27 protein-coding genes are annotated in these 26100 nt (G+C 70.8%); 13 read left to right on the top strand and 14 right to left on the bottom strand.

The features are described 5' to 3' along the window. Positions 1-21: 21 nt before the first annotated feature. The gene (locus AC3A57_RS06530) at positions 22-927 is read left to right on the top strand and encodes a LysR family transcriptional regulator (protein ID WP_487578146.1); all 906 of its coding nucleotides are present in this window, start codon (positions 22-24) and stop codon (positions 925-927) included. A gap of 48 nt (positions 928-975) precedes the next feature. Here the strand turns inward: AC3A57_RS06530 and AC3A57_RS06525 are convergent, their stop codons facing one another. Next, a complete protein-coding gene (locus AC3A57_RS06525) occupies positions 976-1614 on the bottom strand; it encodes a TetR/AcrR family transcriptional regulator (protein ID WP_487578145.1) in 639 nt (212 codons plus the stop codon). A 69-nt stretch (positions 1615-1683) separates the two neighbouring features. On the opposite strand from AC3A57_RS06525, the gene AC3A57_RS06520 reads away from it, so the two are divergent. Beyond that, a complete protein-coding gene (locus AC3A57_RS06520) occupies positions 1684-2112 on the top strand; it encodes a VOC family protein (RefSeq protein ID WP_487578144.1) in 429 nt (142 codons plus the stop codon). Positions 2113-2145: 33 nt separating this feature from the next. Here AC3A57_RS06520 and AC3A57_RS06515 read toward each other — a convergent pair whose 3' ends face one another. Further along, positions 2146-2565 (bottom strand): GNAT family N-acetyltransferase, encoded by a 420-nt coding sequence (locus AC3A57_RS06515; RefSeq protein ID WP_487578143.1) that lies wholly within the window; start codon positions 2563-2565, stop codon positions 2146-2148. 180 nt (positions 2566-2745) lie between these two features. On the opposite strand from AC3A57_RS06515, the gene AC3A57_RS06510 reads away from it, so the two are divergent. Next, positions 2746-2952 carry a hypothetical protein gene (locus AC3A57_RS06510; RefSeq protein WP_487578142.1) on the top strand — a complete coding sequence of 69 codons (207 nt, stop codon included), beginning with the start codon at positions 2746-2748 and terminating at the stop codon, positions 2950-2952. 45 nt (positions 2953-2997) lie between these two features. Here AC3A57_RS06510 and AC3A57_RS06505 read toward each other — a convergent pair whose 3' ends face one another. Both AC3A57_RS06505 and AC3A57_RS06500 read right to left on the bottom strand, forming a co-directional pair. Beyond that, positions 2998-3864 (bottom strand): DUF1684 domain-containing protein, encoded by an 867-nt coding sequence (locus tag AC3A57_RS06505; RefSeq protein ID WP_487578141.1) that lies wholly within the window; start codon positions 3862-3864, stop codon positions 2998-3000. A gap of 85 nt (positions 3865-3949) precedes the next feature. Further along, positions 3950-4447 carry a VOC family protein gene (locus AC3A57_RS06500; protein ID WP_487578140.1) on the bottom strand — a complete coding sequence of 166 codons (498 nt, stop codon included), beginning with the start codon at positions 4445-4447 and terminating at the stop codon, positions 3950-3952. A 251-nt stretch (positions 4448-4698) separates the two neighbouring features. On the opposite strand from AC3A57_RS06500, the gene AC3A57_RS06495 reads away from it, so the two are divergent. The 4 genes from AC3A57_RS06495 (at position 4699) to AC3A57_RS06480 (ending at position 8160) form a co-directional block, all read left to right on the top strand. Continuing rightward, a complete protein-coding gene (locus tag AC3A57_RS06495) occupies positions 4699-5304 on the top strand; it encodes a hypothetical protein (protein WP_487578139.1) in 606 nt (201 codons plus the stop codon). Between the two features lie 159 nt (positions 5305-5463). After that, positions 5464-5772, top strand: a complete 309-nt coding sequence (locus AC3A57_RS06490) for a PAAR domain-containing protein (RefSeq protein WP_487578138.1) — start codon at positions 5464-5466, stop codon at positions 5770-5772. 55 nt (positions 5773-5827) lie between these two features. Further along, entirely contained in the window at positions 5828-6421 is a 594-nt protein-coding gene (locus AC3A57_RS06485; protein ID WP_487578137.1) for an HAD family hydrolase, read from the top strand. A 344-nt stretch (positions 6422-6765) separates the two neighbouring features. Then, a complete protein-coding gene (locus AC3A57_RS06480) occupies positions 6766-8160 on the top strand; it encodes a hypothetical protein (RefSeq protein WP_487578136.1) in 1395 nt (464 codons plus the stop codon). Positions 8161-8292: 132 nt separating this feature from the next. On the opposite strand, the gene AC3A57_RS06475 is transcribed toward AC3A57_RS06480, so the two are convergent. Then, complete coding sequence (locus AC3A57_RS06475) at positions 8293-9570, bottom strand: S41 family peptidase (protein WP_487578135.1); 1278 nt, start codon at positions 9568-9570, stop codon at positions 8293-8295. A gap of 392 nt (positions 9571-9962) precedes the next feature. Between AC3A57_RS06475 and AC3A57_RS06470 the strand changes: the two genes are divergently transcribed. The 4 genes from AC3A57_RS06470 to AC3A57_RS06455 all read left to right on the top strand — a co-directional run bounded on the left by AC3A57_RS06470 (position 9963) and on the right by AC3A57_RS06455 (position 13517). Beyond that, entirely contained in the window at positions 9963-10418 is a 456-nt protein-coding gene (locus AC3A57_RS06470; RefSeq protein ID WP_487578134.1) for a hypothetical protein, read from the top strand. A gap of 87 nt (positions 10419-10505) precedes the next feature. Beyond that, entirely contained in the window at positions 10506-12035 is a 1530-nt protein-coding gene (locus AC3A57_RS06465; RefSeq protein ID WP_487578133.1) for a PhoPQ-activated pathogenicity-related family protein, read from the top strand. A gap of 219 nt (positions 12036-12254) precedes the next feature. Beyond that, complete coding sequence (locus tag AC3A57_RS06460) at positions 12255-12950, top strand: hypothetical protein (protein ID WP_487578132.1); 696 nt, start codon at positions 12255-12257, stop codon at positions 12948-12950. Positions 12951-13172: 222 nt separating this feature from the next. Then, positions 13173-13517: a RidA family protein gene (locus AC3A57_RS06455; protein ID WP_487578131.1), complete on the top strand. Its 345-nt coding sequence runs from the start codon at positions 13173-13175 to the stop codon at positions 13515-13517. A gap of 52 nt (positions 13518-13569) precedes the next feature. Here AC3A57_RS06455 and AC3A57_RS06450 read toward each other — a convergent pair whose 3' ends face one another. From AC3A57_RS06450 to AC3A57_RS06430, 5 genes are all read right to left on the bottom strand, one after another. Next, positions 13570-14388, bottom strand: a complete 819-nt coding sequence (locus AC3A57_RS06450) for a gamma-glutamyl-gamma-aminobutyrate hydrolase family protein (RefSeq protein ID WP_487578130.1) — start codon at positions 14386-14388, stop codon at positions 13570-13572. A gap of 31 nt (positions 14389-14419) precedes the next feature. Next, positions 14420-15550: a carboxylate-amine ligase gene (locus AC3A57_RS06445; protein ID WP_487578129.1), complete on the bottom strand. Its 1131-nt coding sequence runs from the start codon at positions 15548-15550 to the stop codon at positions 14420-14422. Positions 15551-15742: 192 nt separating this feature from the next. After that, positions 15743-16603: an AraC family transcriptional regulator gene (locus tag AC3A57_RS06440; RefSeq protein WP_487578128.1), complete on the bottom strand. Its 861-nt coding sequence runs from the start codon at positions 16601-16603 to the stop codon at positions 15743-15745. A gap of 379 nt (positions 16604-16982) precedes the next feature. Continuing rightward, a complete protein-coding gene (locus AC3A57_RS06435) occupies positions 16983-17804 on the bottom strand; it encodes a hypothetical protein (RefSeq protein ID WP_487578127.1) in 822 nt (273 codons plus the stop codon). Between the two features lie 417 nt (positions 17805-18221). Beyond that, the gene (locus AC3A57_RS06430) at positions 18222-19319 is read right to left on the bottom strand and encodes an oxidoreductase (RefSeq protein WP_487578126.1); all 1098 of its coding nucleotides are present in this window, start codon (positions 19317-19319) and stop codon (positions 18222-18224) included. Positions 19320-19454: 135 nt separating this feature from the next. On the opposite strand from AC3A57_RS06430, the gene AC3A57_RS06425 reads away from it, so the two are divergent. Continuing rightward, positions 19455-20744, top strand: coding sequence for an MFS transporter (locus AC3A57_RS06425; protein ID WP_487578125.1), 1290 nt, complete (start codon positions 19455-19457; stop codon positions 20742-20744). Positions 20745-20754: 10 nt separating this feature from the next. On the opposite strand, the gene AC3A57_RS06420 is transcribed toward AC3A57_RS06425, so the two are convergent. Then, complete coding sequence (locus AC3A57_RS06420) at positions 20755-21408, bottom strand: TetR/AcrR family transcriptional regulator (protein WP_487578124.1); 654 nt, start codon at positions 21406-21408, stop codon at positions 20755-20757. Positions 21409-21485: 77 nt separating this feature from the next. On the opposite strand from AC3A57_RS06420, the gene AC3A57_RS06415 reads away from it, so the two are divergent. Next, the gene (locus AC3A57_RS06415; protein WP_487578123.1) at positions 21486-21842 is read left to right on the top strand and encodes a darcynin family protein; all 357 of its coding nucleotides are present in this window, start codon (positions 21486-21488) and stop codon (positions 21840-21842) included. Here AC3A57_RS06415 and AC3A57_RS06410 read toward each other — a convergent pair. The 3 genes from AC3A57_RS06410 to AC3A57_RS06400 all read right to left on the bottom strand — a co-directional run bounded on the left by AC3A57_RS06410 (position 21824) and on the right by AC3A57_RS06400 (position 25861). Further along, complete coding sequence (locus tag AC3A57_RS06410; protein ID WP_487578122.1) at positions 21824-22378, bottom strand: M48 metallopeptidase family protein; 555 nt, start codon at positions 22376-22378, stop codon at positions 21824-21826. The two genes, AC3A57_RS06415 and AC3A57_RS06410, sit on opposite strands and share 19 nt — an antisense overlap. Positions 22379-22445: 67 nt before the next feature. Next, positions 22446-24284, bottom strand: a complete 1839-nt coding sequence (locus AC3A57_RS06405) for an extracellular catalytic domain type 1 short-chain-length polyhydroxyalkanoate depolymerase (RefSeq protein WP_487578121.1) — start codon at positions 24282-24284, stop codon at positions 22446-22448. Positions 24285-24409: 125 nt separating this feature from the next. Continuing rightward, positions 24410-25861, bottom strand: coding sequence for a phospholipase D-like domain-containing protein (locus tag AC3A57_RS06400; RefSeq protein WP_487578120.1), 1452 nt, complete (start codon positions 25859-25861; stop codon positions 24410-24412). Positions 25862-26100 lie beyond the last annotated feature (239 nt).

The raw sequence follows: 26100 nt of genomic DNA, 5'->3' as shown, positions 1-26100 counted from the left end.
CGCTTTCGTACGGACCGGCGCATGGCCCACACCCGCATCAACCTTGGCTCGCTCAAGGCCTTCGAGGCCGCCGCGCGCGCGCTCAGCCTGACCCGCGCCGCCGAGGAGCTCAACGTCACCCAGGCGGCGGTCAGCCAGCAGGTGCGGCAACTGGAATCCCAGCTCGGAGTCGAGTTGTTCCGGCGCCTGCCGCGCGGCCTGGCGCTGACCGACGAAGCGCTGGGACTGCTGCCGGCGATCCAGCAAGCCTTCGACTGCATCGAGGGCGCGCTGGACCGGGTCGGCGGCGGCAGCGCGGGGGAGGTGGTGCACGTCGGCGCGGTCGGCACCTTCGCCTGCGGCTGGCTGCTGCCGCGGCTGGCCGAGTTCGCGCGCCGTCACCCGGGCGTGGACGTGCGCCTGAGCACTCACAACAACCGCGTCGACCCGGCCGGCGAAGGCCTGGACTACGCGATCCGCTACGGCCGCGGCACTTGGCCCGGCATGGAAAGCCGGTTCCTGATGGCGGCGCCGGTGGCGCCGCTGTGCACGCCGGCGATCGCCGCGCAGCTGCGCTCGCCGGCGGATCTGGCGCGTTGCGCCTTGCTGCGCTCGTACTTCGTCGACGACTGGCGGCTGTGGTTCGAGGCCGCGCAGCTGGCGCCGCCTGGGCCGATCAACGGACCGATGTTCGACTCATCGCTGACCATGGTGCAGTGCGCGTTGCAAGGACACGGCGTGGCCCTGGCGCCGCCGGCGATGTTCGCGCCCGAACTGGCCGAGGGGCGGCTGGTGCAGCCGTTCGCGATCGAACTCGACGCCGGCGGCTACTGGCTGACCCGGCTGGCGCTGAAGCCGGCCGGTGCCGGCGCGCGCGCGTTCGCCGATTGGCTGGAGCGCGAATGCGGCGCGGATGCAGTGCCGATGCAGAACGACAGCGGCGATTGAAGCCCGCACCGATGAGTGCGCGCGCGTAGCTTCGGATGAGTCGCCGGCTCAGGCCTTCGTCCTGCGCTTGGCCGGCTTCGGCGGGGCGTGCGATGCCCCGGTCGCCAGCACCTGGCCGACCAACCACAGCATCGCCGCCCGCGCCTGCGCCGGATCGGCGCCGGCGTCGATCTCGAGCGCGGCGCGGTCGAAGGCGGCCGAGAGCAGGGCGGCGAGGGCGTCGATCGGCACCTGGGCGGGGTCGAGCGCGGCGGCCAGGCCGTCGCGCAGGCTGCGCGCGGCGTGGCGGCGGTCGATCGCATCGGTTTCGGCGTGGCCCAGCGCGGCCGGGCCCTCGATCAGCAGCAGCCGGGTGCGGCCGGGCAGGCTCATCGCGCGCAGATAGGCTTCGGCGCCGGCGATCAGGGCCTGCTCCGGCGGCAGCCCGGAAGGAGCGGCGGTTTCGATGTCCGCGGCCACCTGCTGCGCTTCGCGCTGCAGCACGTGGCGGAACAGGTCGCGCTTATCGACGAAATGGTGGTACAGCGCGCCGCGGGTGGTGCCGGTGGCCGCGCAGATGTCCGGGGTGGAGGTTTCGCCGTAGCCGCGTTCGACGAACAGCGCCCGGGCGGCGTCCATCAGGGCCTGGCGGGTGGCTTCGGTGCGCTCGCGGTTGCTGCGCGGGGCGCGGGCGGATTTCTCTTGCATACATTCAGCCTGTATGTCATTGTGAATTTACATACAGACTGTATGTCATCCTCCTAAGGACGGACAAGCATGAAAGTGACCAGCTATTACCCCGTGATCATGACCGACGACGTCGCCGGCACCGCCGCCTTCTACCAGGCGCATTTCGGCTTCGTCGCCCTGTTCGAGGCCGATTGGTACGTGCACCTGCAATCGGCGCAGGACGCTTCGATCAATCTGGCCGTGCTCGACGGCCGCCATCACACCATCCCCGAATCGGGCCGCGGCCGGGTCGGCGGCCTGCTGTTGAATTTCGAGGTCGAGGACGTCGACGCGGTGCACCAGCGCCTGAGCGAGGCCGGCCTGCCGGTGCTGCTGAGCCTGCGCGACGAAGCCTTCGGCCAACGCCACTTCATCACCGCCGACCCGAACGGCGTGCTGATCGACATCATCAAGCCGATTCCGCCGAGCGGCGAGTTCGTCGAGCAGTACCAGGCGAGCGCATTGCCGGCGGGGTGAGGCAAGCCGACCAGTGCTTTGCAGTAGCGGCGGCTACACGATCAGGCCCGAGCGCTCGGCCGCGTCCGGGTCGGCGAAGATCGCCATCGCGGTGCGCATGGGGCGGAAGCCGAGCTTGCGGTAGAAGCCCTCCTTGCCGGGCTGGGCGTAGAGCAGGATCTTGCGGTGGCCCTGGGCGCTCGCGACCAGGCGTTCGACGATCTGCTGGCCCAGGCCGCGGCCCTGGTAGTGCGGATGCACCACGATGTCGGCCAGATAGGCGCAGTCGCGGCCGTCGGCCAGGGCGCGTCCGGCACCGATCAGGCGGCCCTGGTCGTGCAGCAGCGCCGCATGCAGGCTGGCGCCGTAGACCGCGCGCAGGCGCTCGGCGGATTTGATGCCCAAGGGGGCGATCCGGTACAGCTCGGACAGTTCCTCCCAGTCCAGGCCGTCGGTGTCGTGGCTCCATCGCATGGTCGCGCTCCGCGGAATCGATGGCCACAGCCTAGGCCGGCGCCGGAGCGTCTTGGGAGCCAGTTGGCGAGGGTTTACGGGGGCCAGTCGCGCACCGGCTTCACGCACGCTGCGCGCCGGCGTTGTGGCGGATGCGACGGCGCGATTCCCGTGTCGTGGCGCCAATGCGAGGACACCGCGATGAGCGATACGTTCGAACAAACCTGCGATTACTGCGGAGCCAAGTTCCGGGTCGATGTGCCCCACCAGGAAGGGCACGATTCGCTGGAGGAGTACTACTGTCCGGACTGCCACAAGGAATTCAAGACCCGGGCCGCCTACACGCCCACGGTCACCAGGATCAGCGGCCGGACCGACGGCCGCACCGACCAGTACGACAACGGTTGAACCGGTCGGCGCGCCGGCCGGGCGCCGCCATCGCGGCCGGCGCGCCTACTTCAACACCGGCGGGTACTTCTCGCCGTACTCCAGTGCGGTATCCAGGCGCGTGGTCAGCTTGATCGGGCAGTTGTAGTAGTCCGAATGCGCGCACAGGAAGGCGTAGAGCGTGTTCAAGTTGAAACGCATCGCCGTCGGCGGCTGGCCCTTGGCGAAGTGGGCTTCGAGCACGCGGCCGCCGCCGTAGCTGGTCTTGTTCGAGGTCCGGTCGGTCACGAACAACAGCACCGCTTCGATCTTGGCCCAGTCCTTTTCCTTGTTGTAGGCGCGCAGACGGTAGGTCTTGCCGCGCAGCGGCAGTTCGACGTCGCCGACCCAGTACATCAGCCCGGTATGGTTGCGCGAGTCGAGGTGGCTGACGCCGACCGGCACCGGCTTGCGCTGGAACTTGCCCTCGACCACGCCGCTGGCGTCGTAGGGGAAGAAGCTGAGTTCGCGGAAGCGCCGCTGCGACAGGGCCGGGTTGTACAGCCAGGCCTTGATCGAATCTTCGTAGACGGTGGCGCGCACGATCAGGCCGTCGGCCAGCGCGTGTTGCTGCTCCGGCGCGCGCAGCAGGTCGACCGGTTCGCGTCCGGGGACGCGCAGCCAGGCGCGGCCGTCGCGGTATTCGAGCCGGGTCGCGGCGTCGGATGTGCCGCCGTCCTCGGCCCAGCGCGCGTCGGCGGGCTTGGCGCCGGCGCGCAGGCGCGCGCTCTTGCCCGGCGCGATCACGGTCGCGTCCTGGATCGCGTACATGCCGGTCGGGCCGCCGGCGTGCTGGTTCATCGCCGCGCGGAAGGCGTCGTACTCCTGGCGCGGGTCGGCGAAGGCGCTGGCGCCGAGCAGCAGGACCAGCAGGGGATACAGCCACAAACGCATGGTTCGGTCCTCGATGGGGGCGATCGCGACGGCGCGACGGCCCGGTGGGGCGGCCGCGAGGCGACCGCATCGCGGGCGCGCCGGCTCAGCCGGCCGCGCGGCGCAGTTCGGCCAGGTCGATCTTCTTCATCTTCAGCATGGCCCGGGTAGCGCGCTGGGCGCGGCCGGGGTCGGGATCGCTCACCAGCCGGATCAGTTCCTCCGGCACCACCTGCCAGGACACGCCATAGCGGTCCTTGAGCCAGCCGCATTGCTGCGCGCGCGGATCGCCGCCGGCGCTGAGCCGATCCCAGTAATGGTCGACTTCCTCCTGCGAGCGGCAATTGACCACCAGCGAGACCGCTTCGTTGAACTTGAAATGCGGGCCGCCGTTGAGCGCGGTGAAGTCCTGGCCGTCGAGCTGGAAGGCGATGGTCATGATCGCGCCCTCCGGCTGTCCAGAGACCTCGGCGCTGGCGCGGTCGTAGCGGGTTTCATGGACGATGCGCGAGCGCTCGAAGGTGTCGAGGTAGTAGTGCACGGCCTGTTCGGCCTGCTGGTCGAACCACAGGAACGGGGTGATGCGCTGGAAGCGTTCGGTCATGGCGATTCTCCGTGCGGTCGGGCGCAGCCGGGCCACGCTAGCGCATCGGCGCGGCTGCGGATTGTCCGGTTGTCGTCGATTCGACGAACGGGCCGGTCGCGGATCGACAAATCGTCGCGTCGACTCCGGGGACCGCCTCGCGGAGTGAGCGCCCGCGCACGTTTCGCGACATTGGCCGGCGGTCGTTTGTCCTCCGGATTCGGCCCCGGGGCGTTAGCTCAGGGGGAATCCCGCCTGCCGACGAGCCCGCCATGCCCCTGCCGCTGTCTCCCGCCGAACTGGCCTGGTACGTCACCGGCCGCTTCTACCGCCGCCAGGACGGCGCGCTGGCCGATTACGGCTATTTCCTCCACCTGTCCGGGATCGATGCGCCGCTGTTCGCCGGCGCGGTCGGCGAGGGCAACGCCTATTTCACCTTCGCCGCGCAGCCGTTCCAGGCCGGGGGCGCGGCCAACGGCGCGCTGCAGCTCGGGCTGGACCCGGTCGGCGAGTTTTCGGTCTATCTGCAGCGCGAGCCGGCCGGCGATTTCGACGATCCGGCGTCGTTCGCGCGCGGCGAGCGCATCGCCGTGTTCCGCCGTACCGGGCTGGTGGTCGGCACCACGGTCGACGCCAGCCTCGGCGGCGCGCCGGGCGCGGTGTTCGCCGACAACGTGTTCAGCGCGCTGCTGGTCGAAAGCCGGCCGTTCCGCTTCGGCGAGCGCGACTACGACTTGGCCGGGATCCTCGGCCGCGGCGTGACCCAGTTCGGCACCGCCGCCAGCGTGCCGGTGCCGGTGCCGATCACGCCGGCGCCGCCGCACTACGACCTGATCCTGCCGTTCACCGGTTCGGCGATCGCGCTGGCGCGGGGCTGAGGGAATCACGCCGATGCCGCAACTTTCGGTTGCTCTTGTATGCGATTAGCGACCGCGTTCACCATGACCCCGGTCCGGTCGCGCGCCGCGATGGCTCACGGCGCCTGCGCGGGCGCGTCTTGCCCTGCAAGGCGCTACGACGCAATGCGGAGGTAGGCGATGGTGCGGCATCCAATCCAGGTCGGCGACACCACCAGCGGCGGCGGCACGGTCGTCTCCGGCGCGCCGGCGCAAACTCCGGGCGGGCCGAGCTGGGCCCGGGTCGGCGACGCCGTGCATTGCGGCGTGCACGGCGCGACCACCATCGCCACCGGCGATCCGGATCGGCGCATCGACGGCCGTGCGGCCGCGCGCCATGGCGATTTCTGCGCCTGCGGCTGCATCCTGATCTCGCAGCGGCAGATCCGTTCGATCATCGAGCACGGCCGCGGCTTCGTCGTCGAATACGAGACCGGCGCCACGGATTGAACCGGGTCCGGCTAGACTGCGCGCCTTCGCAGACTCGCAGGCGGCGCGTTCGGGCATGGATCTGGCGCTATTCGATTTCGACGGCACCATCACCTTCGACGAAACCTTCCCGGGCTTCGTCCGCGCCAGCGTCGACCGGCGCACCCTGGCCTGGGGCCAGGTGCTGCTGGCGCCGTACGCAATCGGCTACAAGCTCGGCCTGCTGTCCGGTGCGACGGTGCGCCGGCGCATCGTCGCTTTCGGCTACCGCGGCCGCAACGAACAGGAGGTGCGTGAGGCCGGCGCGCGCTACCTGCGCGAGGTGGTGGCCAAGCGGCTGCGGCCCGAAGCTCTGCAGCGGATCGGTTGGCACCGCGAGCGCGGCGACCGGGTGGTGGTGGTGACCGCGAACCTGGACCTGTTCGTCGCCGCGTGGTGCCAGGAGCAGGGCCTGGAATTGATCAGCTCGCGGCTGGAGTCGGCGCAGGGCCGATTGACCGGACGCTACCTCGGCGCCGACTGCTGCGGCGAGGAGAAGCCGCGGCGGGTGCGCGAGCGCATCGACCTGGCCGATTACGGCACCGTGTACGCCTACGGCGACACGGTCGAAGACCTGGCCCTGCTGGAACTGGCCCAGCGCAAGTACTACCGCTGGCAGGAAGTCGCCTGAACCGGGCGATGCCGCGATGCACGAGCGCGCATGACCGCGGTCGCGGTTCGCGATATTCGCCGGCACCGCCACGCCCGCCGGGGCTTCGTCCGCAGCCGACGCGTTGGCGAGGATTTGCGCTCGCCGCGCGAATCGTTCGCCGCGATCCATGACCGGCTGCGCACTCGCGGCTTGATCGCAGGCACGCCGGTTCACCGATGTCGTCGCGCGCATAGCCGGCGGCTATGGCAGCCATCGAATCAAACGATTTCATCCCGCCCGGCGCGCGCACTAGCGTCGGACCGGGGCGCCTGGCGCGCCCGCAACCGCGTCTTCCACCCAGCAGGCCAGCAAGGGAGAACGACATGAGGCAGTGCAAGTCCCCACGGCTGCGGCCGTTGTGGTGGTTATGTGCGGGCGCGATCGGCGCGTCCGGCATCGCCTGGGCGGCCGACCCACCGAGCAGCTACATGCCGGTGGTGATCAAGGAAACCTTCGCCGCCATCAAGGCGCGCATGGAGCGCGACAAGCCCGGGGTGGAGCAGCGCCAGCGCAGCCTGCTCGAACAGCGCTACGACCTGCGCAACCAGCCCGTGCGCGGCCTGACCATGTCCGGCGGCAAGCCGGTGCAGGGCGGCGTGCGGGTGCGCCTGGCGGACGGAGCCAGCTGGGAGCAGTTGGGATCGATGACGCCGGAACAGATCCGCGAACGCGGCCTGTTTCCCGCCGGCTTCCTGCCGTTGCCGCATCCCAATCACCCCGAAGGCGGCATGTTGTTTCCGAAGTTCCACATCGATGCGCTCAAACGCGCCGAACAGCGCGACCTGACGCGCTTCGATCTGGATTTCGATCTGCCGGACCACTTCCTGCCGGACTTTCCCGCGCCGATCTTCCTGACCACCCGGCCGGACCTGGGCGACGTGTCCAAGGGCCAACTGGTCACGATCAACAACTACTTCGAACTGTTCAACGGGGTGCTCAATCCCAAGCAACTGGAGGGCCTGCGCCTGCTGGTGACGCCGTTCGCGCAGCAGCAGTTCAACCAGACCGAGGACCGGCGCTCGGCCTTGCCCAGCCGCGGCGTGGCCTGCCTGGACTGCCACAGCAACGGCCATACGGTCGCGGCCACCCACCTGGTCGGCGACATCCGGCCGCAGCCGTTCCGCCATCGCATCGACACTCCGACGTTGCGCGGGGTCAACATCCAGCGCCTGTTCGGTTCGCAGCGCGCGCTCAAGTCGGTCGAGGACTTCACCGAGTTCGAGCAGCGCGCGGCCTATTTCGACGGCGACCCGGTGATCGCGACCAAGAAGGGCATCAACATCCTCGACCGCGGCCACCAGGTGCATGCGATGGGCGAGTTCCAGGCGCTGCTGGATTTCCCGCCGGCGCCGAAACTCGATTTGCTGGGGCGGCTGAAGCCGGATGCGGGCGAAGCCGAGAAACGCGGCGAGGCCTTGTTCTTCGGCAAGGCGCAGTGTTCGGCCTGCCATGCGCCGCCGTACTACACCGACAACAGCATGCACAACCTGCAGGTCGAGCGATTCTTCAAGCCGCACACCGTCAACGGCCGGTTCGCCAGCGCCGACGGCCCGATCAAGACCTTTCCGCTGCGCGGAATCAAGGATTCGCCGCCGTACCTGCACGACGGCCGCCTGCTGACCCTGGAGGACACGGTGGAGTTCTTCAACCTGGTCCTGCAGACCCGGCTGGAGCCGCAGGAGAAGCAGGACTTGGTCGCATTCCTGCGCGCGCTGTAGGCGCCTGGCGAGCGTCGACAGCCGGGCCGGAGGCGGTCGATAGGGGGGCGCCGGCACCGGCTGCGACGCTCTGACCTGGAAAACGCCGGAGCGCGGCGGATGTGAATCCGCCGCGCTCCGGCGCGGGCCGCATCAGCGCGCGTAACGCTGCGCGCTGCCGTCCGGGCGCTGCAGTTGCAGCGCGGCGACGCGGCCGTCGCGGTCGCGCTCGAACCGCACCCGCACGCTGGGATCGTCGCCGAGGTAGTAAAGATCGGACTGCAGCCGGGTCAGCGGTTGCGGCGGACGCTTGCCGTTGCGCAGCGTCAGGTGCGCCTTGTCGCGTTCGATCCGGATCCGGCCGTAGTCGCCCAGGTAGGCCGGGTCGGTCCGTGCCGGCGATGCCGGCGCGCGCAGGGCGTCCAGGGCCCAACGCGCATCCTCGGCATTGGCGCCGGGCAGCCCGCGGGCGAGCACCGCTTCCAGCGCCAGGGCCTGGGCGGCGCGCAGCGCCTCGTGTTGCGGCACGCGCACGTCCGGCGCGACGCCGCTGCCCTCCCAGTTGCGGCCGGTGACCGGACTGACCGGCGAGCCGTCGGCGACGAACACGCTGAAACCGCCGCCGGCATCGCGCTCGCCGCCGGGATTGGCGGCCCCGGCGCTGGTTTCGCCGACCACGGTGGCGCGATCTGCGTTGCGCAAGGTGTAGGCGAAGGCCTCGGCCGCCGAGGCGGTGCGCGAACTGGTCAGCACGTACAGGGGCAGGTCGGTGCGCGGCGCGGGGTAGGCGATCTTCGGCGCTTCGCTGCTGCTGCGCACGGTGTCGCCGTCGCGCCAGCGGAAACGGTTGTAGATATCGCCGCCGGGAGCGACGAAGGCGCTGGCCAGATAGCCGACCGAGGACGGCGCGCCGCCGCCGTTGTCGCGCAGGTCGACGATCAGCGCATCGCAGTCGGCGAGGAACGCCAGCGCCGCATCCAGCGCGCGCCGCGCCGGCGCCTGCGGGTCGTCGAAATCGATCTGGGCGAATTCGCGCAGGTCCAGGTAGCCCAGGTTGCCCGGCAGCAGTTCGACCCGGCGCAGGCCGTGGTTGCGCCGGCGCGCATAGTCGATCGCGGGCGCGTCCGGCGCCGGCCGCAGGCGCGGCCCGGCCAGCGGCGGCGCCGCGCCGGGCGCGCGCCAATTGACCCGGAAGTGGCCGTCGTGCGGCCTGATCCGCTCGCTCAGCGCGCTGGCCAGGTCGCGCGGGTCGCGGTAGCGGTCGAAGGCGCCGCGCTCGCTCTCGTTGCGCAGCGCGTCGGCCAGTTCGCGTCCGCGCTGGAGGTCGTAGTAGTGGTCCTGGATGCGCTGCGCCACCGCGGCGACCGCTTTGCGCAGCGCGTCTTGCGACAGAGCGGCCGGGGCCGCAGCGGCGGCGCTCGCCGCAGGCAACGGCGCGGCCGCGGATTGCGCGCGGACGGGCGGAGCCGCGAAAACGGGCGGGGTCGCGAAGAGGGGGACGGCAGCGAGCAGCAGGACGGCGCCGAGGCGCGAGCAGGACGGCATGGTGGTCTCCGGGATGGCGCCGCCGTGGCCGGAAGCGCGAGAGGTTCCATGCCGTAGATGCCGGGCGACGACGATCGGTCGCAGCCTGGCGACGGCGGCGCCTGGGCGGCGTGCGCTATCGTGCCCGCGCTTGGCCGAAGCGGACGCATTCGCCGCCCGATCGACGCGACCGTTGCTTTCGGCACACGCGCAAACGGTCACCTTTTTCGACCCTGGGCGTCGCGCGGCGCCATACCCGGCTCGCGATCCAGGACCATAGCGTCAGACAGGACCGTCGAATGTCCCTCATCAGTTCGCCCACGACCTCCGGCCTGCAACCGTGGCTGCTGTTCGCCGCCGGCTTGAACGCCGCGGCCGCCTTGTTGCATGTCGCGGTGATTTTCGGCGGCCCAGCCTGGTATCGCTTCTTCGGCGCCGGCGAGGGCATGGCCAGGATGGCCGAAGCCGGGCGCGCCTATCCGGCGGTGCTTACCGCCGGCATCGCCGGCGTGCTGGCGGTATGGACCGGCTACGCCCTGTCCGGCGCCGGCGTGTTCGGTGCCTGGCCCTTGCTCAAGCCGGCCTTGTGCACCATCACCACGATCTATCTGCTGCGCGGCCTGGCGGTGGTGCCGATGGCGCTGGCCTCGGTGCCGCAGCCGGCGACGCCGTTCTGGTACTGGAGCTCGGCGATCTGCCTGGGCATCGGCCTGGTCCATCTGCTCGGCCTGCTGGCGGCCTGGCGCGCGCTGTAGGCGCGAGGCGCATTCTTCGTCCCGCGACACACGCGCCGCGCCGGCGAAGCGCTAGGCTGTGTCCCGGCCCACCACGAGGAACCGCGCATGGACCGGCACGACGGGCATTTTTCGCGGCGCCGGCGTAGCGCCGGCGCGGCGGCGTTGCGGCGCTGGAGCGCGCGGCTGGCCTTGCTCGCCGCCGGCTTCGCCGGGGGCGGCGCGATCGCGGCGCAGCCGCTGCCGGCCGCGTCGGCGCAGGCCGAGGCGGGCATCGACTACAGCCAGGCCTGGCCGGATTACCGCCGGCGCCAGTCGCGCTTGCCGCTGCGCTACGAAAGCCTCGGCAGCACCGTCCTGGACGGGGTCGAGAAGCGCAGCTACCGGCTGATCTCGCAGCGTTGGCCGGAGAGCGGCGGCGCGGTGCCGGGCGAATGGACTCATCGCGTCGACATCTACCTGCCCACGGTGGCGCGGCCGAAGACCGCGTTGCTGGCGATCAACAACGGCATCAACATCGCTGGCGGCAACGATCCGGTGCGGCCGCCGGGCGATTTCGACGAGGCCCTGGCCTTGGAGGTCGCGCGCGGCACCCAGACCATCGTGGTGTCGGTGTCCGACTTGCCCAATCAATACTTGACCCTGCCGGGCGACAGCGTCGCGCGCAAGGAAGACGCGCTGGTCGCGGCGACCTGGCGCCGCTTCCTCGACGCGCCGCAGGCCAATGCGGCCTTGCCCCTGCACGTGCCGATGGCCGAGGGCGCGGTGCGGGCGATGGACCTGGCCGAGCGCGAGCTGCGCGCGTGGAAGGTGCGTTCGTTCGTGGTCGCCGGCGCGTCCAAGCGCGCCTGGGCGGCGTGGCTGACCGCGGTCGCCGACCCACGGGTGGAGGCCTTGGTGTCCTACGTCATCGACCTGCGCGTCGCCGAATTGATGCAGCACATCCAGCGCGTCTACGGCGGCGGCTGGCCGATCGCGCTGCTGCCGTACCACCAGGAAGGCATCACCGCGCGCTACCGCGAGCCGAATTTCGCCAAGCTGATGCAGGTCGAGGACGCGTACCGCTATCTGGCCACGCGCCATCGCCATCGCCTGCGGATTCCGAAGTACCTGGTCAGCGCCAGCGGCGACGACTTCTTTCCGCCCGACGCGCAGCGTCTGTACGTGGACGAACTGCCGGGCGCGACCGCGTTGCGCGCCGCGCCCAACGCCGACCATGGCGGGGTGCGCCGGCACATGCGCGAGACCCTGATTCCGGCCCTGCAGCGCTGGCAGCGCCGCGCGGCTTGGCCGCAGGTGCTGGCATCGCTGCGCCGCGACGGCGACGGCCTGCGCCTGAGCGCCCAGGCCAGCGAGCGGCCGGTGTCGGCGACGCTGTGGCGGGCCGACAATCCGGCCGGCCGCGATTTCCGCTACGCCTGCGGCATCCGCTACCGCGACAGCGCGCTGGCGTTGCGCCGCAACCGGGTCGAGCTGGCGTTGGCGACGCCGGCCAGCGGCTGGTCGGCGGCCTTCGTCGAGTTCCGCTTCGCCGACGGCTTCGTCGCCACCACGCCGGTGTACGTGTATCCGCAAGGGCGCTACCCGGACCGGCCGCCGGCGAATGGGGCGGGGGCGTGCCTGGTCGTGCCGCAGTAGGAGCGAGTGAAGAGGAGCGAGTGGGCGAGCAAAAGCGGGGTCTGGCGGTTACTCACTCCTCACTGCTCTCCGCTCACTTCTCAATGGGCCATATTGCGACGCAAGTCTCACTTGCGCTCGCCCCCAGCCTTCGCCGCGCCGCCGCCCGCGGTATAACTCGCCCGGGGGCGGTCCTGGCCCGGCCGATGACGGGTCGTACTGGCTGCATGAGGTGATGCGATGAACGCTGGCGCCGCGCGCGGACGCAACCGCCGCTCCTCCATCCTGCTGCTGCCGGCGCTGCTGGTCCTGTCGGCCTGCGGCGCCGATCGTGCCGAGCGCCAGGCGGCCCAGCCGGCCGCCGCCGGGCAGCCGATCGACCGGGTCGAAACCGCGCAGCGGCTCAACGCGATGCGCGGCCAGGCGATGGCCGGCGACCAGGCCGCCCTGCAGAAAAGCGTGTCCGAACTGGACCGGGACCTGCGCCGGGCGGTGCGGCTGGTCGACCCGGAGCGCAAGATCGATCGCGAAAACGCCCGCATCGCCGCCAAGAGCGTCGCCGGCGTGCGCTCGGCGGTGTGGGTCGACGAGGAGAACCTGTTGGCGATCGTCGATCGCAACGCGCAACGCAGCTACGGCACCATCGACGCGATCTGCACCCGGCTGGAGCCGATGGGCGACACCCTGGGCGTGGTGGTCAACCTGCAAAGCGGCGCCGCGCGCAACGGCGACGAACTGGAGATCCTCAGCCGCAATTGCGAACTGCCGCCGGGCCAACGCGCCCAGGCCCAGGCCCATCGCCAGATCGACGTATTGCCGCCGCAAGTGCGCGCCCAGCACCGCGCCAACGCCGACGCCGCGCTGGCCGCGCAGGGCCGCGGCGCCGAGCGCGAGGAAAGCGAACGCATCATCCAGGCCAGCACGCCGGAGATGTGAGTCCGCGCACAGGCGGGGCGCTGCAGCCAGTATTCCGCCGCCGCCGTCCCAGCCGTCTCCCCGAATCCCAATGCTTCCCCCCCTTGAAAAGGCGGGCAGGGGGATTTGCTTTTGCCGATTCCCGATTCCCGATTCCCGATTCCCGATTCCCGCCCCAATGTGCTTCCCCTCCGGCACCGCACCTGCCGCACAATGGCCGCCCCACAACAACGAGGTGCCGCAATGATCCAGCGATTCGACGTCGGTTCGCGCCTGTCGGAGATGGCCGTGTACAACGGCGTGGCCTACTTGGCCGGGCAAGTGCCCGACAGCGAGGACCTGGACATCGCCGGCCAGACCCGCGAAACCCTGGCCTCGATCGACGCCTTGCTGGCCCGCGCCGGCACCGACAAGCGCCGGATCCTGATGGCGCAGATCTTCCTCGCCGACATGGCCGACTTCGCCGGCATGAACGCGGTCTGGGACGCCTGGGTCGCCGAAGGCCAGGCTCCGCCGCGCGCCACCGTGCAGGCGCCGCTGGCCAATCCGAAGTTCCGGGTCGAGATCGTGGTGACCGCGGCCGTTTGAAGCAGAAAAAATAGCGGGTAGGAGTGAGGAGTGAGCGGGCCCCGACCTCCACTCACTCCTCGCTTCCCGCTCCTGGCTTCCCGCTCCCCGCTGCATTGCGCGCCGCCTCGATGAAGGCCATCAACAACGGCCGCCCCGGCAACAGATCGGGGAAGCGGCGGTCGTGGAATTCGGGATGCCATTGCACGCCGACCACGAAGCCGTCTTCGCGGCCGCGGATGCATTCGGGGATGCCGTCCTGCGACCAGGCTTCGACCTCCAGGCCGGCGCCGAGCTCCTTGATGCCCTGGTGGTGGATCGAATTGACCCGCGCTTGGCCGTGTTGCGGGTACAGCGCCTGCAGCCAACCGCCGGGGCGCAGGTCCAGGGCATGGGCGTGCTCGTCGTAGCGCGCCGGGATGTAGTGCTGGTCGCCGGTCGCGCCGCCGCCGACCAGGTCCTGGTACAGGCTGCCGCCGTGGGCGACGTTGATCAGCTGCATGCCGCGGCAGATCCCCAGCACCGGCTTGCCCGCCTCGACAAATGCGCGCAGCAGGCTCAGTTCGAAGCGGTCGCGATCCGGGTCGGTGGTCATCAGCAGCTCGCTGGGCTGCTCGCCGTAGGCCTGCGGATCGATGTCGGCGCCGCCTTGCAGGATCAGCCCGTCCAGCGAGCGCGCGTAGTCGCTCACCGACAGGTCGCTGGCCTGGACCTCGCCCAGCGCATCGACGGTGGGGATCATCGCCACCAGGGCGCCGCTGGACATCACCCAGTGCGCCATCGACTGTTCCAGGTACTGCAAGGTCTTGTTGCGGAAGCCGTATTCCGGCGGCAGGTTGCGCATCAGCCGCGGGGAGAGGCCGATCAGCAGTTTGCGTGCGGGCGAGTTCATGGCGAGGTCGGCGCAGTGGCGGCGTTCGGGATCAGGTCTCGGGCAGGGTGGCCTGCAACAGCCAGTCGACCACGCCGCGCAGCGCGGCGCTGCGGCTGGCGCCGCGTTCGCGCTGCTCGCGGTAACAGGCCAATTGGGCATGGGCGCTGGTGCCGCGCTCGACGATCGCATCCAGCGTGCGCAGCGCGTCGGCGCAATCCAGCGCCTGCGCGTCCTCGGCGCAAAGCTCGCGCAGGCGCTGCAACTGCGCCAGCGCCGGCTCGGTGCGGCCGCATTCGTCGAGGAACTGCGCCTGCAGGCCGAAGCGCTTGGCGCGCCAGCGGTTCTCGTCGATGACCCGGCGCAGCGCGGCGTCGTACGACGGAGTGTCGGCGGGGCGCGTCGCCAGGTGGCGCATCAGGCAGCGGTACAGGGCGGCGATCGCCAGGCTGTCGTCGAGCCGGGTGCAGGCGTCGGCGATGCGCAGCTCGACGGTCGGGAAGTTCGGCGAGGGCCGGATCGCCCACCACAGCGAACTGGCGTCGGCGATCGCGCCGGCGCGCACCAAGACCGCGGCGAAGGCGTCGTAGGCCGCCTCGTCGGCGAAAAAATCCGGAATGCCGGTGCGCGGCCATTCGTCGTACATGGCCTGACGATAGCTCATCAGGCCGGTGCGCATCCGGTCCCAGAACGGCGACGACGTCGACAGGGCCAGGAACAGCGGCAGCCAGGGCATGGCCCGGTTCATCGCCTGCACCCGGTCGACGTCGGCGGGCAACTGCACGTGCACATGCAGCCCGCAGACCAGGCTGCGCCGGGCGACGATCTGGAAATCCTCGACCAGGCGACGGTAGCGCGGCTTGTCGGTTTCGATCTGCTCGCGCCATCCGCCCAGCGGATGGGTGCCGGCGGCGAGCAGGGCCAGGCCGTGCTCGCCGGCCAGCGCCGACAAACTGCGCCGCAGTTCGCCGAGCTGGCGCCGGGCCTGGCCGATGTCGCATTGCACCGGCGAAGCGATTTCGATCTGCGCCTGCAGCAGCTCGCTTTCGACCGCATCGCCCAGTTCGGCGCGGGCTCGCTTGAGCAGCCGCGCCGGCACGTGCGCGGCGAGTTGTCGGGTCTCGGGCCGGACCAGGAAGAATTCTTCCTCGATGCCGAAGCTGTAATCGCATTGCGCGCTCATCGCGGGAGCTCCCGCGACTGCGACCGGGTGGACATCCTCATGCGCCCCAAGGTAGCCGGGCGGATGTAAGTTCCAGTTGAAGACGATGCCCCGGACCGAGCGAGGGCGGCGGCGAACGCTCGCGCGTCCGGCGCGGGCGAGCGACGCAAGCGCGGGCAACGCGGGCGGGCCGGAGCGCGCCCGCGGCGCGGCTCACTTCAACGGCAGGCAGATCGCGGTCTTCCACTCCGACGGCGGCAGCTGCGAGGGGTCGTTGAGGTATTCCTCGTACACCGGCGCGTCGCCGGCTTCCTCGCCGCTGGCCGGCAGCCATTGGCAGAACAGCCAGTCGTAGGCGCGCTGCAGTTCGGCGTAGGGTCCGGTATGCACGACCACCGCGTGGCGGCCGCCGGCGATCTCGATCCGGCGCATGCCCTCGCCGGGAACGGCGTCGCTGGCGGCGCTGATGCAAGCCTCCGAGCGCAGCTGCTCGACCGGGGTGTCGGCGGGGCTGTCGTAATAGATGCCGATGCCGCGCGTGTCGGGGCGCATCAGCCCGCGCGGGCCGGCCCAGGCGTAAAGGGCGTGGAAGCTCTGGCCGATGGTCTGGTAGTCGCCGCGGTGCGGCAGGGCGATCACGCGGATCGGGGCGAGGGTGTTGATCTGGGCGGTATACATCAGCGTCTCCAAGCTCGGGTCGAAGGCCGCGCCGGGCAGCGCGGGCAGGGCGGCACGACGCTTGCGGAACGCCGCCGGCGCATCGCCGTAGACCGCGCCGAAAGCGCGGGTGAACGCCGCCACGCTGGCGTAGCCGGCGCGGGCGGCGATCCGGGCGATCGGCTGGCGATCGCCGATCAACTCCGCCGCGGCGCGGTGCAGGCGCAAACGCCGCTGGGTGCTGGCGATGGTCTCGCCCATCAGGCCGCGATAGACGCGGTGGAAATGGAACGGCGAGAAATGGCCGGCTTCGGCGAGCTGGGCCAGAGTCAGCGGCTGGTCGAGGCGCTCGGTGAGGAAGGCCACGACCTTCTCGATCCGGGCGCTGTATTGCTCGAAGGTGTTGCGGCGGCTCAAGGCGGAACTCCGGTGGCGTCGTGCCCGGGCAGTCTGCGCGGGCCGGATTGATCCAGGTTGCGCTTTGCGCGCTCGTCCGCCCAGGGTAGGCGATCGTCGTCGACTCGGGAGGCGCCGGCGTTGCGACGACGCCGTAGGACGGGGCGATGCCCGCGTCGCGTTGTCTGGAGAGGGAACGGCGGCGCCAGGCGGGTCCGGCGGCGCCCGGCGCCGGCCCCCGCGAGAGTCGCGGCTTGCGTAGCCCCCGCAGCGGAAGGGGCGCAGCAGGAGCGGCGTAAGCCGCGACGTTTACCGCTATCGGATGACGCAGCCGGCGCCTGACGGTCGCCGTCGTTCGCGCCCTGGCCTGCTTCGCCAACCGAGGCAGGCTCAGTGCAGATCACAAATCGTCGATCCGGACTCCGCTGACCGCGCGGGTGGCATTGATGCCGACCGCCGCAGGGCTGGTGACGGCCTCCACGCGTACCCCGACCAAGCCCAGGCCCGCCACAGTGACGCTGCCGCCGACCGCGAGTTGGGCCGGCTGATGCAACACGACCACGTTGCGGGTGCCGACGCCGAGCGCGGTGGAGCGGTTGAGGGTCAGCGCGCCGCCGACCGGCACTTCGACCGGAATGCCGAGCACGGTCAGGCGCAGGCTGCCGCCGACCGGCACGCTGAAGTTGCGCGGGAGCGGCGCCGGCAGGTCGATCAGGTCGCCGCCGGCCACGCGCACGCGCGCTATCCGGGTACCGGCATTGCATTGCACGACGCTGTTTCCCGACAACGAGTCGCACGACAACTCGCCGCGAACGCCTTCGATGGTGATCAGGTCCTGCACCAGGCTCAATCCGGCGGCTTGCGAGGCGCCGTCGAGCGCGGTGGCGCCCGGCGCGTTGGTGTAGATCGCCTCCTGTTGCGAGGCGCCGACTTTGAGCAGGTCGACGATGCCGAGCAGGCTCAGGTCGATGGAGGCGGCCGAGGCATCGTCGCGGCCGGGCGTATTGCGCAGCGCCTCGCCGGCGCAGGGTAGCGGCAAGTTGGTGGTCAGGCCGAGTACGGTGAGGCTGACGCTGCCGCTGGCAGCGCAGGCGCGCACGTTGGCGGAAGCCACTTCGCTGCTCTGGGCGGAGGCGGCGGGGGCGAAGCCGGCGGCGCCGAGCGCGCAGGCGAGCGCGGCGAAACGCAGGCGCAGGGAGGTCGGGATTTGGCGCGTGGTCATGTCGATGTCCTTGTCGTGGAGTCGTGCGCGATGGGAGCGTGGCGAAACGGCCACGCCGCGGCCGGCGTCGGCTGCGGCGATCGGTCCCGCGGATGCGAAACGCAACAGGTGTGCGCCAAGTGCAGACAAGGCCGGCCGGGCGGGTCCGGTAACCGGCAGGAGCGAACACGCCGCGTCCCTGGCGTGATGTTGAGGACCACAGCGTATGAACGCGCGCGTTCGCGAAACCTTGATGTCTCGCGCACTAGCCGCAACCGCGCCGACGGCTTGCGCGATCTGCGATGCAGTCGACCCTGATCGGGTCGGCGCAACCGCGCACGATCGGCGCGGTTTCGCGCATTCGACGCGGATGTTTCGGCGGTTGCGCGAGCTTGGCGGCGCCGGCAAACCCGCACCGCCGTCGCGGCAAGATTTTCTTTAACGCGAAATCGCGTCGGCGGCGAAGGCCGCGCGCTCGGCTTCGCTGAGCGGAAGCGACAGGCTGTGTCCGTGCGCGGCGGCGGTTTCGGCGGTTTCCAGCACCGCCATCACCGCCAGCGCCTGCGCCGGAGTGACCGGGTTGGCGCCATGTCCGAGCACGGCGTCGCGGATGCCGGCGTAGTAACGGCGTTGGTCGCCGGCCGGAGTCGGCAGCGCGTGGCGGCCGGCGTCGTCGTAAACGAGGGTGGGGTCTTCGTCGCGGCCCCAGTCCGGCGCGCCCGGCCGGACTCCGGCCAGCAGTTGCGCTTCCTGGCGATCGGCCAACGCCTTGACCGCGCTGCCGCGCTCGCCATGCACGGTGAAGCGTGCGCTGCCGCCGGCGACCAGCATGCTGGCGTGCAGGATCGCCCGGCGCCGGCCGTAGTCGAGCACCACGTGCGCCCAATCGGCGACCTGGGCGCCGTCGCGCTGGATCGCCAGGCTGGCCGACACGCGCTGCGGCAGGCCGAACAACTGCAAGGCCTGGTCGACCAGGTGCGGCCCCAAGTCCCACCACAGGCCGCTGCCGGCGCCGGCCCGCTCGCGCCAGCGTTCTCGCACCTGCGGCCGGTAGCGGTCGATATGCGATTCGAAATGCACCACCTCGCCGAGCCTGCCGCTTTCGATCAGGCCGCGCACGGCGAGGAAGTCGCTGTCCCAGCGCCGGTTCTGGAACACCGACAGCAGCCGGCCGCGCTGTTCGGCCAGCGCGCTCAGTTCGCGCGCCTGGCCCAGGTCCAGGGCGAAGGGCTTGTCGACCACCACGTGCTTGCCGGCATCCAGCGCGGCGTGCGCCAGCGGCGCATGGCTGTCGTTCGGCGTGGCGATGACCACCAGATCGGCGCGGGCGTCGGTCGCCGCGGCGAACGGATCGACGACCGTCGTCGCCTCGGCCAGTCCGCTTGCGGCCAGGCCGGCGGCGACCTTGGCCGGGGCGCGCGAACCGATCAGTTGCAGGTGCAGGCCCGGCGTGGCGCCGATCAGCGGCGCGTGGAAGGTCTGGCCGGCGAAGCCGTAGCCGATCAGGGCCACGCGGATGGGGGTGGGAGTGCTCATGGCGGTGGGGTCGGCGGGGCGAATGCGGGACGACCGCTCCACCATGCCCGATCGCGGCGCGCGCGGCCAGCGCCGGGCTTTGCCGGATGGGGCCTGGATCGGGTATCAATTCCCTGTCCCCCGACCGGAACCCGTATGAGCGCCGTCGCGATCGCACCCGCCGCCCCGTCCGCCTCCCGCGTGCTGTTCGCGAGCCTGATCGGCACCACCATCGAATTCTTCGATTTCTACATCTACGCCACCGCTGCGGTACTGGTCTTCCCGCAGTTGTTCTTTCCCGCCGCCGATCCGAGCACGGCCACCCTGCAGTCGCTGGCGACCTTCGCCCTGGCGTTCCTGGCCCGGCCGATCGGCTCGGCGGTGTTCGGCCATTTCGGCGACCGGATCGGCCGCAAGGCGACCTTGGTCGCGGCCCTGCTGACCATGGGCCTGTCGACGGTGGCGATCGGCCTGCTGCCGACCTATCACAGCATCGGCATCCTGGCGCCGGCGCTGCTGGCGTTGTGCCGTTTCGGCCAGGGCTTGGGCCTGGGCGGCGAATGGGGCGGGGCGGTGTTGTTGGCGACCGAGAACGCGCCGCCGGGCAAACGCGCCTGGTACGGCATGTTTCCGCAGCTCGGCGCGCCGATCGGTTTCTTCCTGTCGACCGGTATTTTCCTGCTGTTGACCGGAACCATGGGCGACGATGCCTTCTTCGCCTGGGGCTGGCGGATTCCGTTCCTGGCCAGCGCGGTGCTGGTCCTGGTCGGGCTGTGGGTGCGCCTGCGGATCAGCGAAACCCCGGCCTTCCAGCGCGCCATCGATCAGCACGAACGGGTGCGCCTGCCGATGCTGCAGGTGCTGACCCGCCATCCCGGCGCGTTGATCGCCGGCACCTTCGCCGCGCTGGCGACCTTCGTCCTGTTCTATCTGATGACCGTGTTCGCGCTGAGCTGGGGCACTTCGCAGTTGGGCTATACGCGCGAGCAGTTCCTGCAGCTGCAACTGGGCGGGGTGGTCTGCTTCGCCCTGACCATTCCGCTGTCGGCGGTGTTCGCCGACCGCCGTGGCCGACGCCTGGCGATGATCCTGTCGACCGGCGCGATCGTGATGTTCGGCCTGTATTTCGCCCAGCTGTTCTCCGCCGGCAGCGGCCTGGGCACCTTGGTCTTCCTCGGCCTGGGCCTGGGCATCATGGGCCTGACCTACGGCCCGCTGGGCACGATCCTGGCCGAGATGTTCCCGACCGCGGTGCGCTACACCGGCGCCTCGCTGGCGTTCAACCTGGCCGGCATTTTCGGCGCCTCGCTGGCGCCGTACGCGGCGACCTGGCTGGCCCAGCGCTACGGCCTGGAGTTCGTCGGCTATTACCTCGCCGCGGCCGGGGCGCTGACCCTGATCGCGTTGCTGATGGTGCGCGAGGACGAGAGCGACGCCGCGCCCTGAGCGCGGCGCCTCAGCCCCGCTCGGCCGGCGCGCGCCGGCGCGGCGCGCCCAGATAACCGAACAGCGCGCGCAACACCCGCGCCTGCAGCGCCACGGCATCGGTCTCGCCGCGCTCGCCGGCGGCATCGACGAGGCCGCGCACGATCGCGATCGCGTCCAGCGCCAGCAACTGCGCCGAGGCGGTGCCGCCGCCGGGCCGCGCCGGCGCGTCCGGCCGCGCGAGCAGAGCCAGCACGCACTGCTGCGCCGCGCGGTCGACCTGCAGGTCGCGTTCGCGCAGCGGCAGGCGCCGTTCCTCGAAATCCAGCAGCCGCGCCAGCGCCGGGCGCTGCAGCTGATGAGCCACCGCCGCCCGCACCAGGGCGGCGATGCCGTCGCGGTAGCCGGCCTGGGCCGGAACCGCGGCCAGATCGGCCAGCAGGGTCTGGGTCTCGCGCTCGATCAAGGCCGCGGTCAGCGCGTCCTTGTTGGGAAAGTACTGGTACAGCGAGCCGATGCTGACCCCGGCGCGCTCAGCGATGGCGTTGGTGTTGTATCCGCGCAGGCCGTGGCGCTCGAGAATGCGAGCCGCCGCTTCCAGGATCGCCGCGACGGTCTCGGCGGCACGCTCCTGGCGGGGGATTTTGCGTGGTTTCAGGCTGTTTCGGCGACGCGGTGCGGGCATGGCGGCATGCGAGTAGTGAATATGAGCAATCGCTCATATTGTGTCCGCACCTTCCCGAAAGCGCCAACGAGGCGACCATGAGCGAGATCCGAGAGAGCTATCCCCTGACCGTTTTCATGCTGGTCAAGACCCAGCCCGAATGGCTGGCCTTCGACATCGACACGCGTTTCCGCCTGCTCGCCGAGCACGTCGAGCCGATCGTGAAGAAACACCGCGACCAAGTGCGGCTGCGCTTCTACGACATCGAGTTCTACAACGCCCGGGTCACCGACCTGTGGCAGTGGGACGCGCGCAGCCATCACGCTTACGAACTGGTGGTCGAGGCGCTGCGCGAGACCCCGTTCTGGGACCGCTACTTCGCCATCGTCGAGATCCTGCCCGGGGTCGAGAACGCCTACGCCAGCAACTACGGCCGTCAGCCCTTGGCGGCCTGATCGGCCGCGCCGGCGGCCGGCTTCTGCGTCGCCAACTCCAATTGAGTCAGATACAGCCGAAGATCGAACTCGCGCTGGTGATAGTCCGGACTCATGTGGGCGCAGAGCTGGTAGAAGGCCTTGTCGTGGTCGCGGTGCTTGAGATGGGCCAGCTCGTGCACCGCGATCGTTTCCAGGAATTCGCCCGGCGCATCGCGAAAGAGCGTGGCGATGCGGATCTCGCGCGCGGCCTTGAGCCGCCCGCCGTGCACGCGCGACACCGCGGTGTGGGTGCCCAGGGCATGCTGGACCACGTGCAGCTTGTTGTCGTAGACGACCTTGTTGAGCGGGTCGCTCTTGCGCATGTAGCGGTCCTTGATCGCGACCACGTATTCGAACAGCGCCTTGTCGTCGCGGACCTGGTGGCCGGCGCTGTAGCGTTTGCGCAGCACCTCGCCTAGGCGCCCGGCGTCGATCAGCGCGCGGACCTGGCTCAGCACGCGCTCGCCGTAGCCGCGCAGGTATCGGAGTTCGTCCATGCGCACACGATACGGCATCGGCGTCCCCGCTCGCGAGACGGCGATACGACCGCGTTCATGGATCGTGGACGCGGTGCGCGGCCGTTCAGGGCCGGTACTCGACCCGCAATCGGGCGCCTGCGCCGCGCTCGATCCACAGGTAGTTCGTCGCCCCCGGCGGCTGCTCGAAGCGCAGCCGCAGTTGGGTTCGGCCGTTGCGGTCGATCGCGTTCAGTCCGGCGCCGTCGAAGGCGGTGCTGGTCTGGCGGCCGCCGCCGAAACGCGCCAGTTCGGCAACGCCCAGGGCATCGGCGGCCGCGGCGTAGTCGCCGGCTTCGATCGCGCAGCCGCCGTAGCAGCCCTTGCGCGCATCGATCAGCAGACGGTTGCCGGCCGGCTGGCCCCAGGGGTCGCCGTAGGCGCTGCGGAAACCGACGCTGAGCGTGGCCGACAGCACGGTCGCGCCGTCGGGCAGGGCCGAGGTATCGAACGACAGCAGGCTGCGGTTGTGCTTGCCGTCGCTGCCGCGGCCGACCGCCAGGCCGTAGCTGGCTTCCAGCGCGCCGATCGCCGGCGCGCTGCCGTCGGCGTTGGCCTTGACGTAGCCGTCGTTGGCGTCTTCGTTGGCGAATTCCATGACCAGCGCCGGGCCGTCGCTGCCGCCGCTGACCGTGACCGCGACCGCGGCCGAGCTGGCCTGGTTGCCGGCAACGTCTTCGGCGCGGGCCTGCAACACGTGCGCGCCGTTGCTGGCGGCGGCGCTGTTCCATTGCACGCTGTACGGGGCCTGGGCGTCGCTGGCGAGCAGGGCGCCGTCGAGCAGGAAGTCGACGCGTTCGACGCCGACCTCGTCGCTGGCGTCCGCGCTCACCGTCACCGCGCCGCTGACTTGGGCGCCGTCGGCCGGGGCGGTCAGCGCGACCTGCGGCGGATTCGGGTCGAGATCGTCCAGGCCCCAGAAGCGGGCGATGTAGTAGCTGGAGCAGATATCGGCGTCCAGCACGTAGGCGCCGGCGGTGCCGCACTGGGTCTCGCCGTTGCCCGGATCGACCGGCGTGCCATGGCCCATGCCGGCGACGGCGTAGGTCTCGACCCGCGCGCGGCCGGCGGCGTCGCGGTAGACGCGGTGCGCATGGCCGGCGACCGTGTCCTGCACGTCGGCGCTCTGGTCGATGCCGTGCACGTCGGTCCATTGCTGCATCAGCTCGGCCTGGTTCATCGGCCGTACCACGTAATCGGCGTCGCCGTGCCAGATCGACACGATCGGCCACGGACCGGCGTGCGCGGTCGCCGCACGCACCTTGTCGCCCCATTGCGCCGGGCTCAGGTCGCTGCCCGGCGACATGCACGAGAACGCCGCCGCCGAACCCGTCGCGCAGCGATAGGGCAGGCCGGCGACGACCGCGCCGCCGGCGAACAGGTCCGGATACACCGCGAGCAGGGCCGCGGTCATCGCCCCGCCGGCCGACAGGCCGGTGACGTAGACCCGGCCGGCGGCGCTGCCGTGATCGGCGCGCATGCGCTCGATCATCTGCCGGATCGACAAGGCTTCGCCCTGGTCGCGCGCGGTGTCGCCGGGCTCGAACCAATTGAAGCAGGCGTTGGCGTTGTTGGCGCTTTGCTGTTGCGGCAACAGCAGGGCGAAGCGCCAGCGCTGCGCCAGCATTTCCCACCCGGTTTCGGCGTCGTAGGACGCCGCGCTCTGGGCGCAGCCGTGCAGGGCCACGACCAGCGGCGCGCCGGCCGGCAAGCCGGCGGGCACGTACTTGTACATGCGCAGATTGCCCGGATTGCTGCCGAAGCCGGCGACCTCGGTCGACGCCGATGCCGAGCACGCCGCGCTCAGTCCGAGCACGGCCAGTACCGCGGCCAGAGCGCGGCTGCGGCGCGGGCGTGCGGCGAGCGGGTGCTGCGGCGAAGGCGATGAACGCAACGATCGGAACATGCGGCCGGCTCCTGCGCCGGAACGGGCGCCGGCATGGCCGCAGTGGGCCACTGCCGGGGCGCCGGCGCCATCGTCCGATGGGGCACATTGCGCCGCAGCATGCGCCGCGGCGGCGGAGCGTCGCGCTAGTAGCTCGACAGCCCGGTGGCCTCGCCGAAGCGATACCACAGCCGGCGCAGCGCCGAGTCGTCGGCGTAGGCGGCGTAGTCGGTGCTGATCCGGCGGCCGTCGCCGTTGCGCCAGCTTTGCTCGAAGTAAGCCAGGGCCCGTTGCGCCACCGGCGCATCGGCTTCGGCCAGCACGCGCGCGCTGCTTTCCAGGTTGTAGTCGTCGAGATTGCGCCGGGTGTAGTTGGCCGATCCGGCGATCAGTTCGACTTGGCCGTCGCCGCCGCGCTTGAAAAGCAGTTTGGCGTGACACTGTTCGCCGTGAGTGTCGCACCAGCGCAGCGGCACTCCCGCCGCATGCAGCTCGGCGGCGACCTGGCGGTTGGGCACGCCGTTCTTCTTGCGTCCGAACGCGTCCTCGTTCGGATCCAGCAGCACGCGCAGGCGCACGCCGCGCTGCTGCGCGGCGATCAGGGCCTGGATCAGGCCGCGGTGGGACAGGTAGAACACCGCCACGTCGATGGACTCGTCGCGGCGCGCGCCTTGGACTGCGGCGATCAGCGCGTCGCGGATGCGCGCTTCGGTCAGCAATTGCACCCGCGGCGCCAGCCGGGCGTCGACGATGGTCGGCGCCGGCGCGGCCTGCGGCAGCTCCCGCGGCCAGCGCGCGCCCGACATCAGCGCCACCGCGCGCTCGCTGGCCATCACGTCCAGCGCGGCGGCGCCGTGGAAGCGCAGGGCGACGTTGCCGTGGCGGCTGCTGGCGTCGTGCGGGTTGGCCGAGGCGACCAGCGCGGTCCAGCCGTCGCCCTGGTCGACGACCAGGGTCTTGCGGTGGTTGGCGTTGAGATTGAACAGCGCCAGCCAACTGCGCAGGGTCGCGCGGCCGGGGCCGAACGGACTCGCCAGCCAGCCGCCGTCCGGATCGTTGCCGGCCCAGCGGCAGCACAGCTGCCACAGTCCGGACCAGGCCGGATTGGGCGCGCGCAGGCGGCCCAGGTCGGTGGTCACCACCTCGATGCCGGCGGCGCGCAAGGCCTCCAGGCGCGGCGAACGCTGGCCGCCGTAGACGGTGTTGATCGGGTCGGTGATCAGCACCGCGCGCAGCTGCGGCACGGCACGTTTGCGCGCGATCAGCGCCGCCGCCAGTTCGTCGCTGAGCCGGCGATGGGCCTCGCCGCCGGCCGCGGCGGCGAAATCGTTGAACAGGAACTGGTCGGCGACCACCGCGCGTTGCGCCTGGCCGATCAGGCGCAGGCTTTCGTCGAAGATTTGCTGTTCGCTGCGGCGCTGGCCGTTCGCGTCGACCCAGGTGACATCGGTGAGCAGGGCGACGTCGCGTGCGGCGCGCAGCGGATGCTCCGCGCCGATGCCTGGCGGCAGCGGCTTGAATGCGTGGAAGCTGGCCGAAGCGGCCCAGATCAGTACCGCGGCGCACAGTGCGCGTCGCAACCCGCGGCGCTTGCGCATCGGGGCGGCGTTCGTGGCGGCGTCGGCGGGAGATTGCAAGCGGTCGGGCATCGGGACGGTCGGAGGCAAGCGTGATAGTTATCGCGGAATGCGCGCGACGCAAACGGGGCGGAATGCGATGAACGGGCGCTACAGCGGTGCGAACGGATTTTCGCCGACTTCGGCGGCGACCGCGACGCTTTCTTGTGCGGCGCAATAAACAGAACCGACAGTTGACACGGGGGCGGGCGAGCGCGCAG

The sequence above is a fragment of the Lysobacter sp. Soil_C_15 genome (genome assembly GCF_057657315.1).
The sequence above is the reverse complement of the archived record's forward strand: the minus strand, read 5'-3'. Positions and strand labels throughout refer to the sequence as shown.

Excerpts from the sequence above, each read along its gene's own strand:
- AC3A57_RS06480 (WP_487578136.1), top strand. The coding sequence starts at position 6,766 with ATGAGGCAGTGCAAGTCCCCACGGCTGCGGCCGTTGTGGTGGTTATGT.
- AC3A57_RS06435 (WP_487578127.1), bottom strand. The coding sequence starts at position 17,804 with ATGACCACGCGCCAAATCCCGACCTCCCTGCGCCTGCGTTTCGCCGCG.
- AC3A57_RS06485 (WP_487578137.1), top strand. The coding sequence starts at position 5,828 with ATGGATCTGGCGCTATTCGATTTCGACGGCACCATCACCTTCGACGAA.
- AC3A57_RS06510 (WP_487578142.1), top strand. The coding sequence starts at position 2,746 with ATGAGCGATACGTTCGAACAAACCTGCGATTACTGCGGAGCCAAGTTC.
- AC3A57_RS06495 (WP_487578139.1), top strand. The coding sequence starts at position 4,699 with ATGCCCCTGCCGCTGTCTCCCGCCGAACTGGCCTGGTACGTCACCGGC.
- AC3A57_RS06410 (WP_487578122.1), bottom strand. The coding sequence starts at position 22,378 with ATGCCGTATCGTGTGCGCATGGACGAACTCCGATACCTGCGCGGCTAC.
- AC3A57_RS06420 (WP_487578124.1), bottom strand. The coding sequence starts at position 21,408 with ATGCCCGCACCGCGTCGCCGAAACAGCCTGAAACCACGCAAAATCCCC.
- AC3A57_RS06405 (WP_487578121.1), bottom strand. The coding sequence starts at position 24,284 with ATGTTCCGATCGTTGCGTTCATCGCCTTCGCCGCAGCACCCGCTCGCC.
- AC3A57_RS06450 (WP_487578130.1), bottom strand. The coding sequence starts at position 14,388 with ATGAACTCGCCCGCACGCAAACTGCTGATCGGCCTCTCCCCGCGGCTG.
- AC3A57_RS06460 (WP_487578132.1), top strand. The coding sequence starts at position 12,255 with ATGAACGCTGGCGCCGCGCGCGGACGCAACCGCCGCTCCTCCATCCTG.
- AC3A57_RS06490 (WP_487578138.1), top strand. The coding sequence starts at position 5,464 with ATGGTGCGGCATCCAATCCAGGTCGGCGACACCACCAGCGGCGGCGGC.
- AC3A57_RS06465 (WP_487578133.1), top strand. The coding sequence starts at position 10,506 with ATGGACCGGCACGACGGGCATTTTTCGCGGCGCCGGCGTAGCGCCGGC.
- AC3A57_RS06515 (WP_487578143.1), bottom strand. The coding sequence starts at position 2,565 with ATGCGATGGAGCCACGACACCGACGGCCTGGACTGGGAGGAACTGTCC.
- AC3A57_RS06470 (WP_487578134.1), top strand. The coding sequence starts at position 9,963 with ATGTCCCTCATCAGTTCGCCCACGACCTCCGGCCTGCAACCGTGGCTG.
- AC3A57_RS06455 (WP_487578131.1), top strand. The coding sequence starts at position 13,173 with ATGATCCAGCGATTCGACGTCGGTTCGCGCCTGTCGGAGATGGCCGTG.
- AC3A57_RS06525 (WP_487578145.1), bottom strand. The coding sequence starts at position 1,614 with ATGCAAGAGAAATCCGCCCGCGCCCCGCGCAGCAACCGCGAGCGCACC.
- AC3A57_RS06500 (WP_487578140.1), bottom strand. The coding sequence starts at position 4,447 with ATGACCGAACGCTTCCAGCGCATCACCCCGTTCCTGTGGTTCGACCAG.
- AC3A57_RS06445 (WP_487578129.1), bottom strand. The coding sequence starts at position 15,550 with ATGAGCGCGCAATGCGATTACAGCTTCGGCATCGAGGAAGAATTCTTC.
- AC3A57_RS06530 (WP_487578146.1), top strand. The coding sequence starts at position 22 with ATGGCCCACACCCGCATCAACCTTGGCTCGCTCAAGGCCTTCGAGGCC.
- AC3A57_RS06505 (WP_487578141.1), bottom strand. The coding sequence starts at position 3,864 with ATGCGTTTGTGGCTGTATCCCCTGCTGGTCCTGCTGCTCGGCGCCAGC.
- AC3A57_RS06415 (WP_487578123.1), top strand. The coding sequence starts at position 21,486 with ATGAGCGAGATCCGAGAGAGCTATCCCCTGACCGTTTTCATGCTGGTC.
- AC3A57_RS06400 (WP_487578120.1), bottom strand. The coding sequence starts at position 25,861 with ATGCGCAAGCGCCGCGGGTTGCGACGCGCACTGTGCGCCGCGGTACTG.
- AC3A57_RS06520 (WP_487578144.1), top strand. The coding sequence starts at position 1,684 with ATGAAAGTGACCAGCTATTACCCCGTGATCATGACCGACGACGTCGCC.
- AC3A57_RS06425 (WP_487578125.1), top strand. The coding sequence starts at position 19,455 with ATGAGCGCCGTCGCGATCGCACCCGCCGCCCCGTCCGCCTCCCGCGTG.
- AC3A57_RS06430 (WP_487578126.1), bottom strand. The coding sequence starts at position 19,319 with ATGAGCACTCCCACCCCCATCCGCGTGGCCCTGATCGGCTACGGCTTC.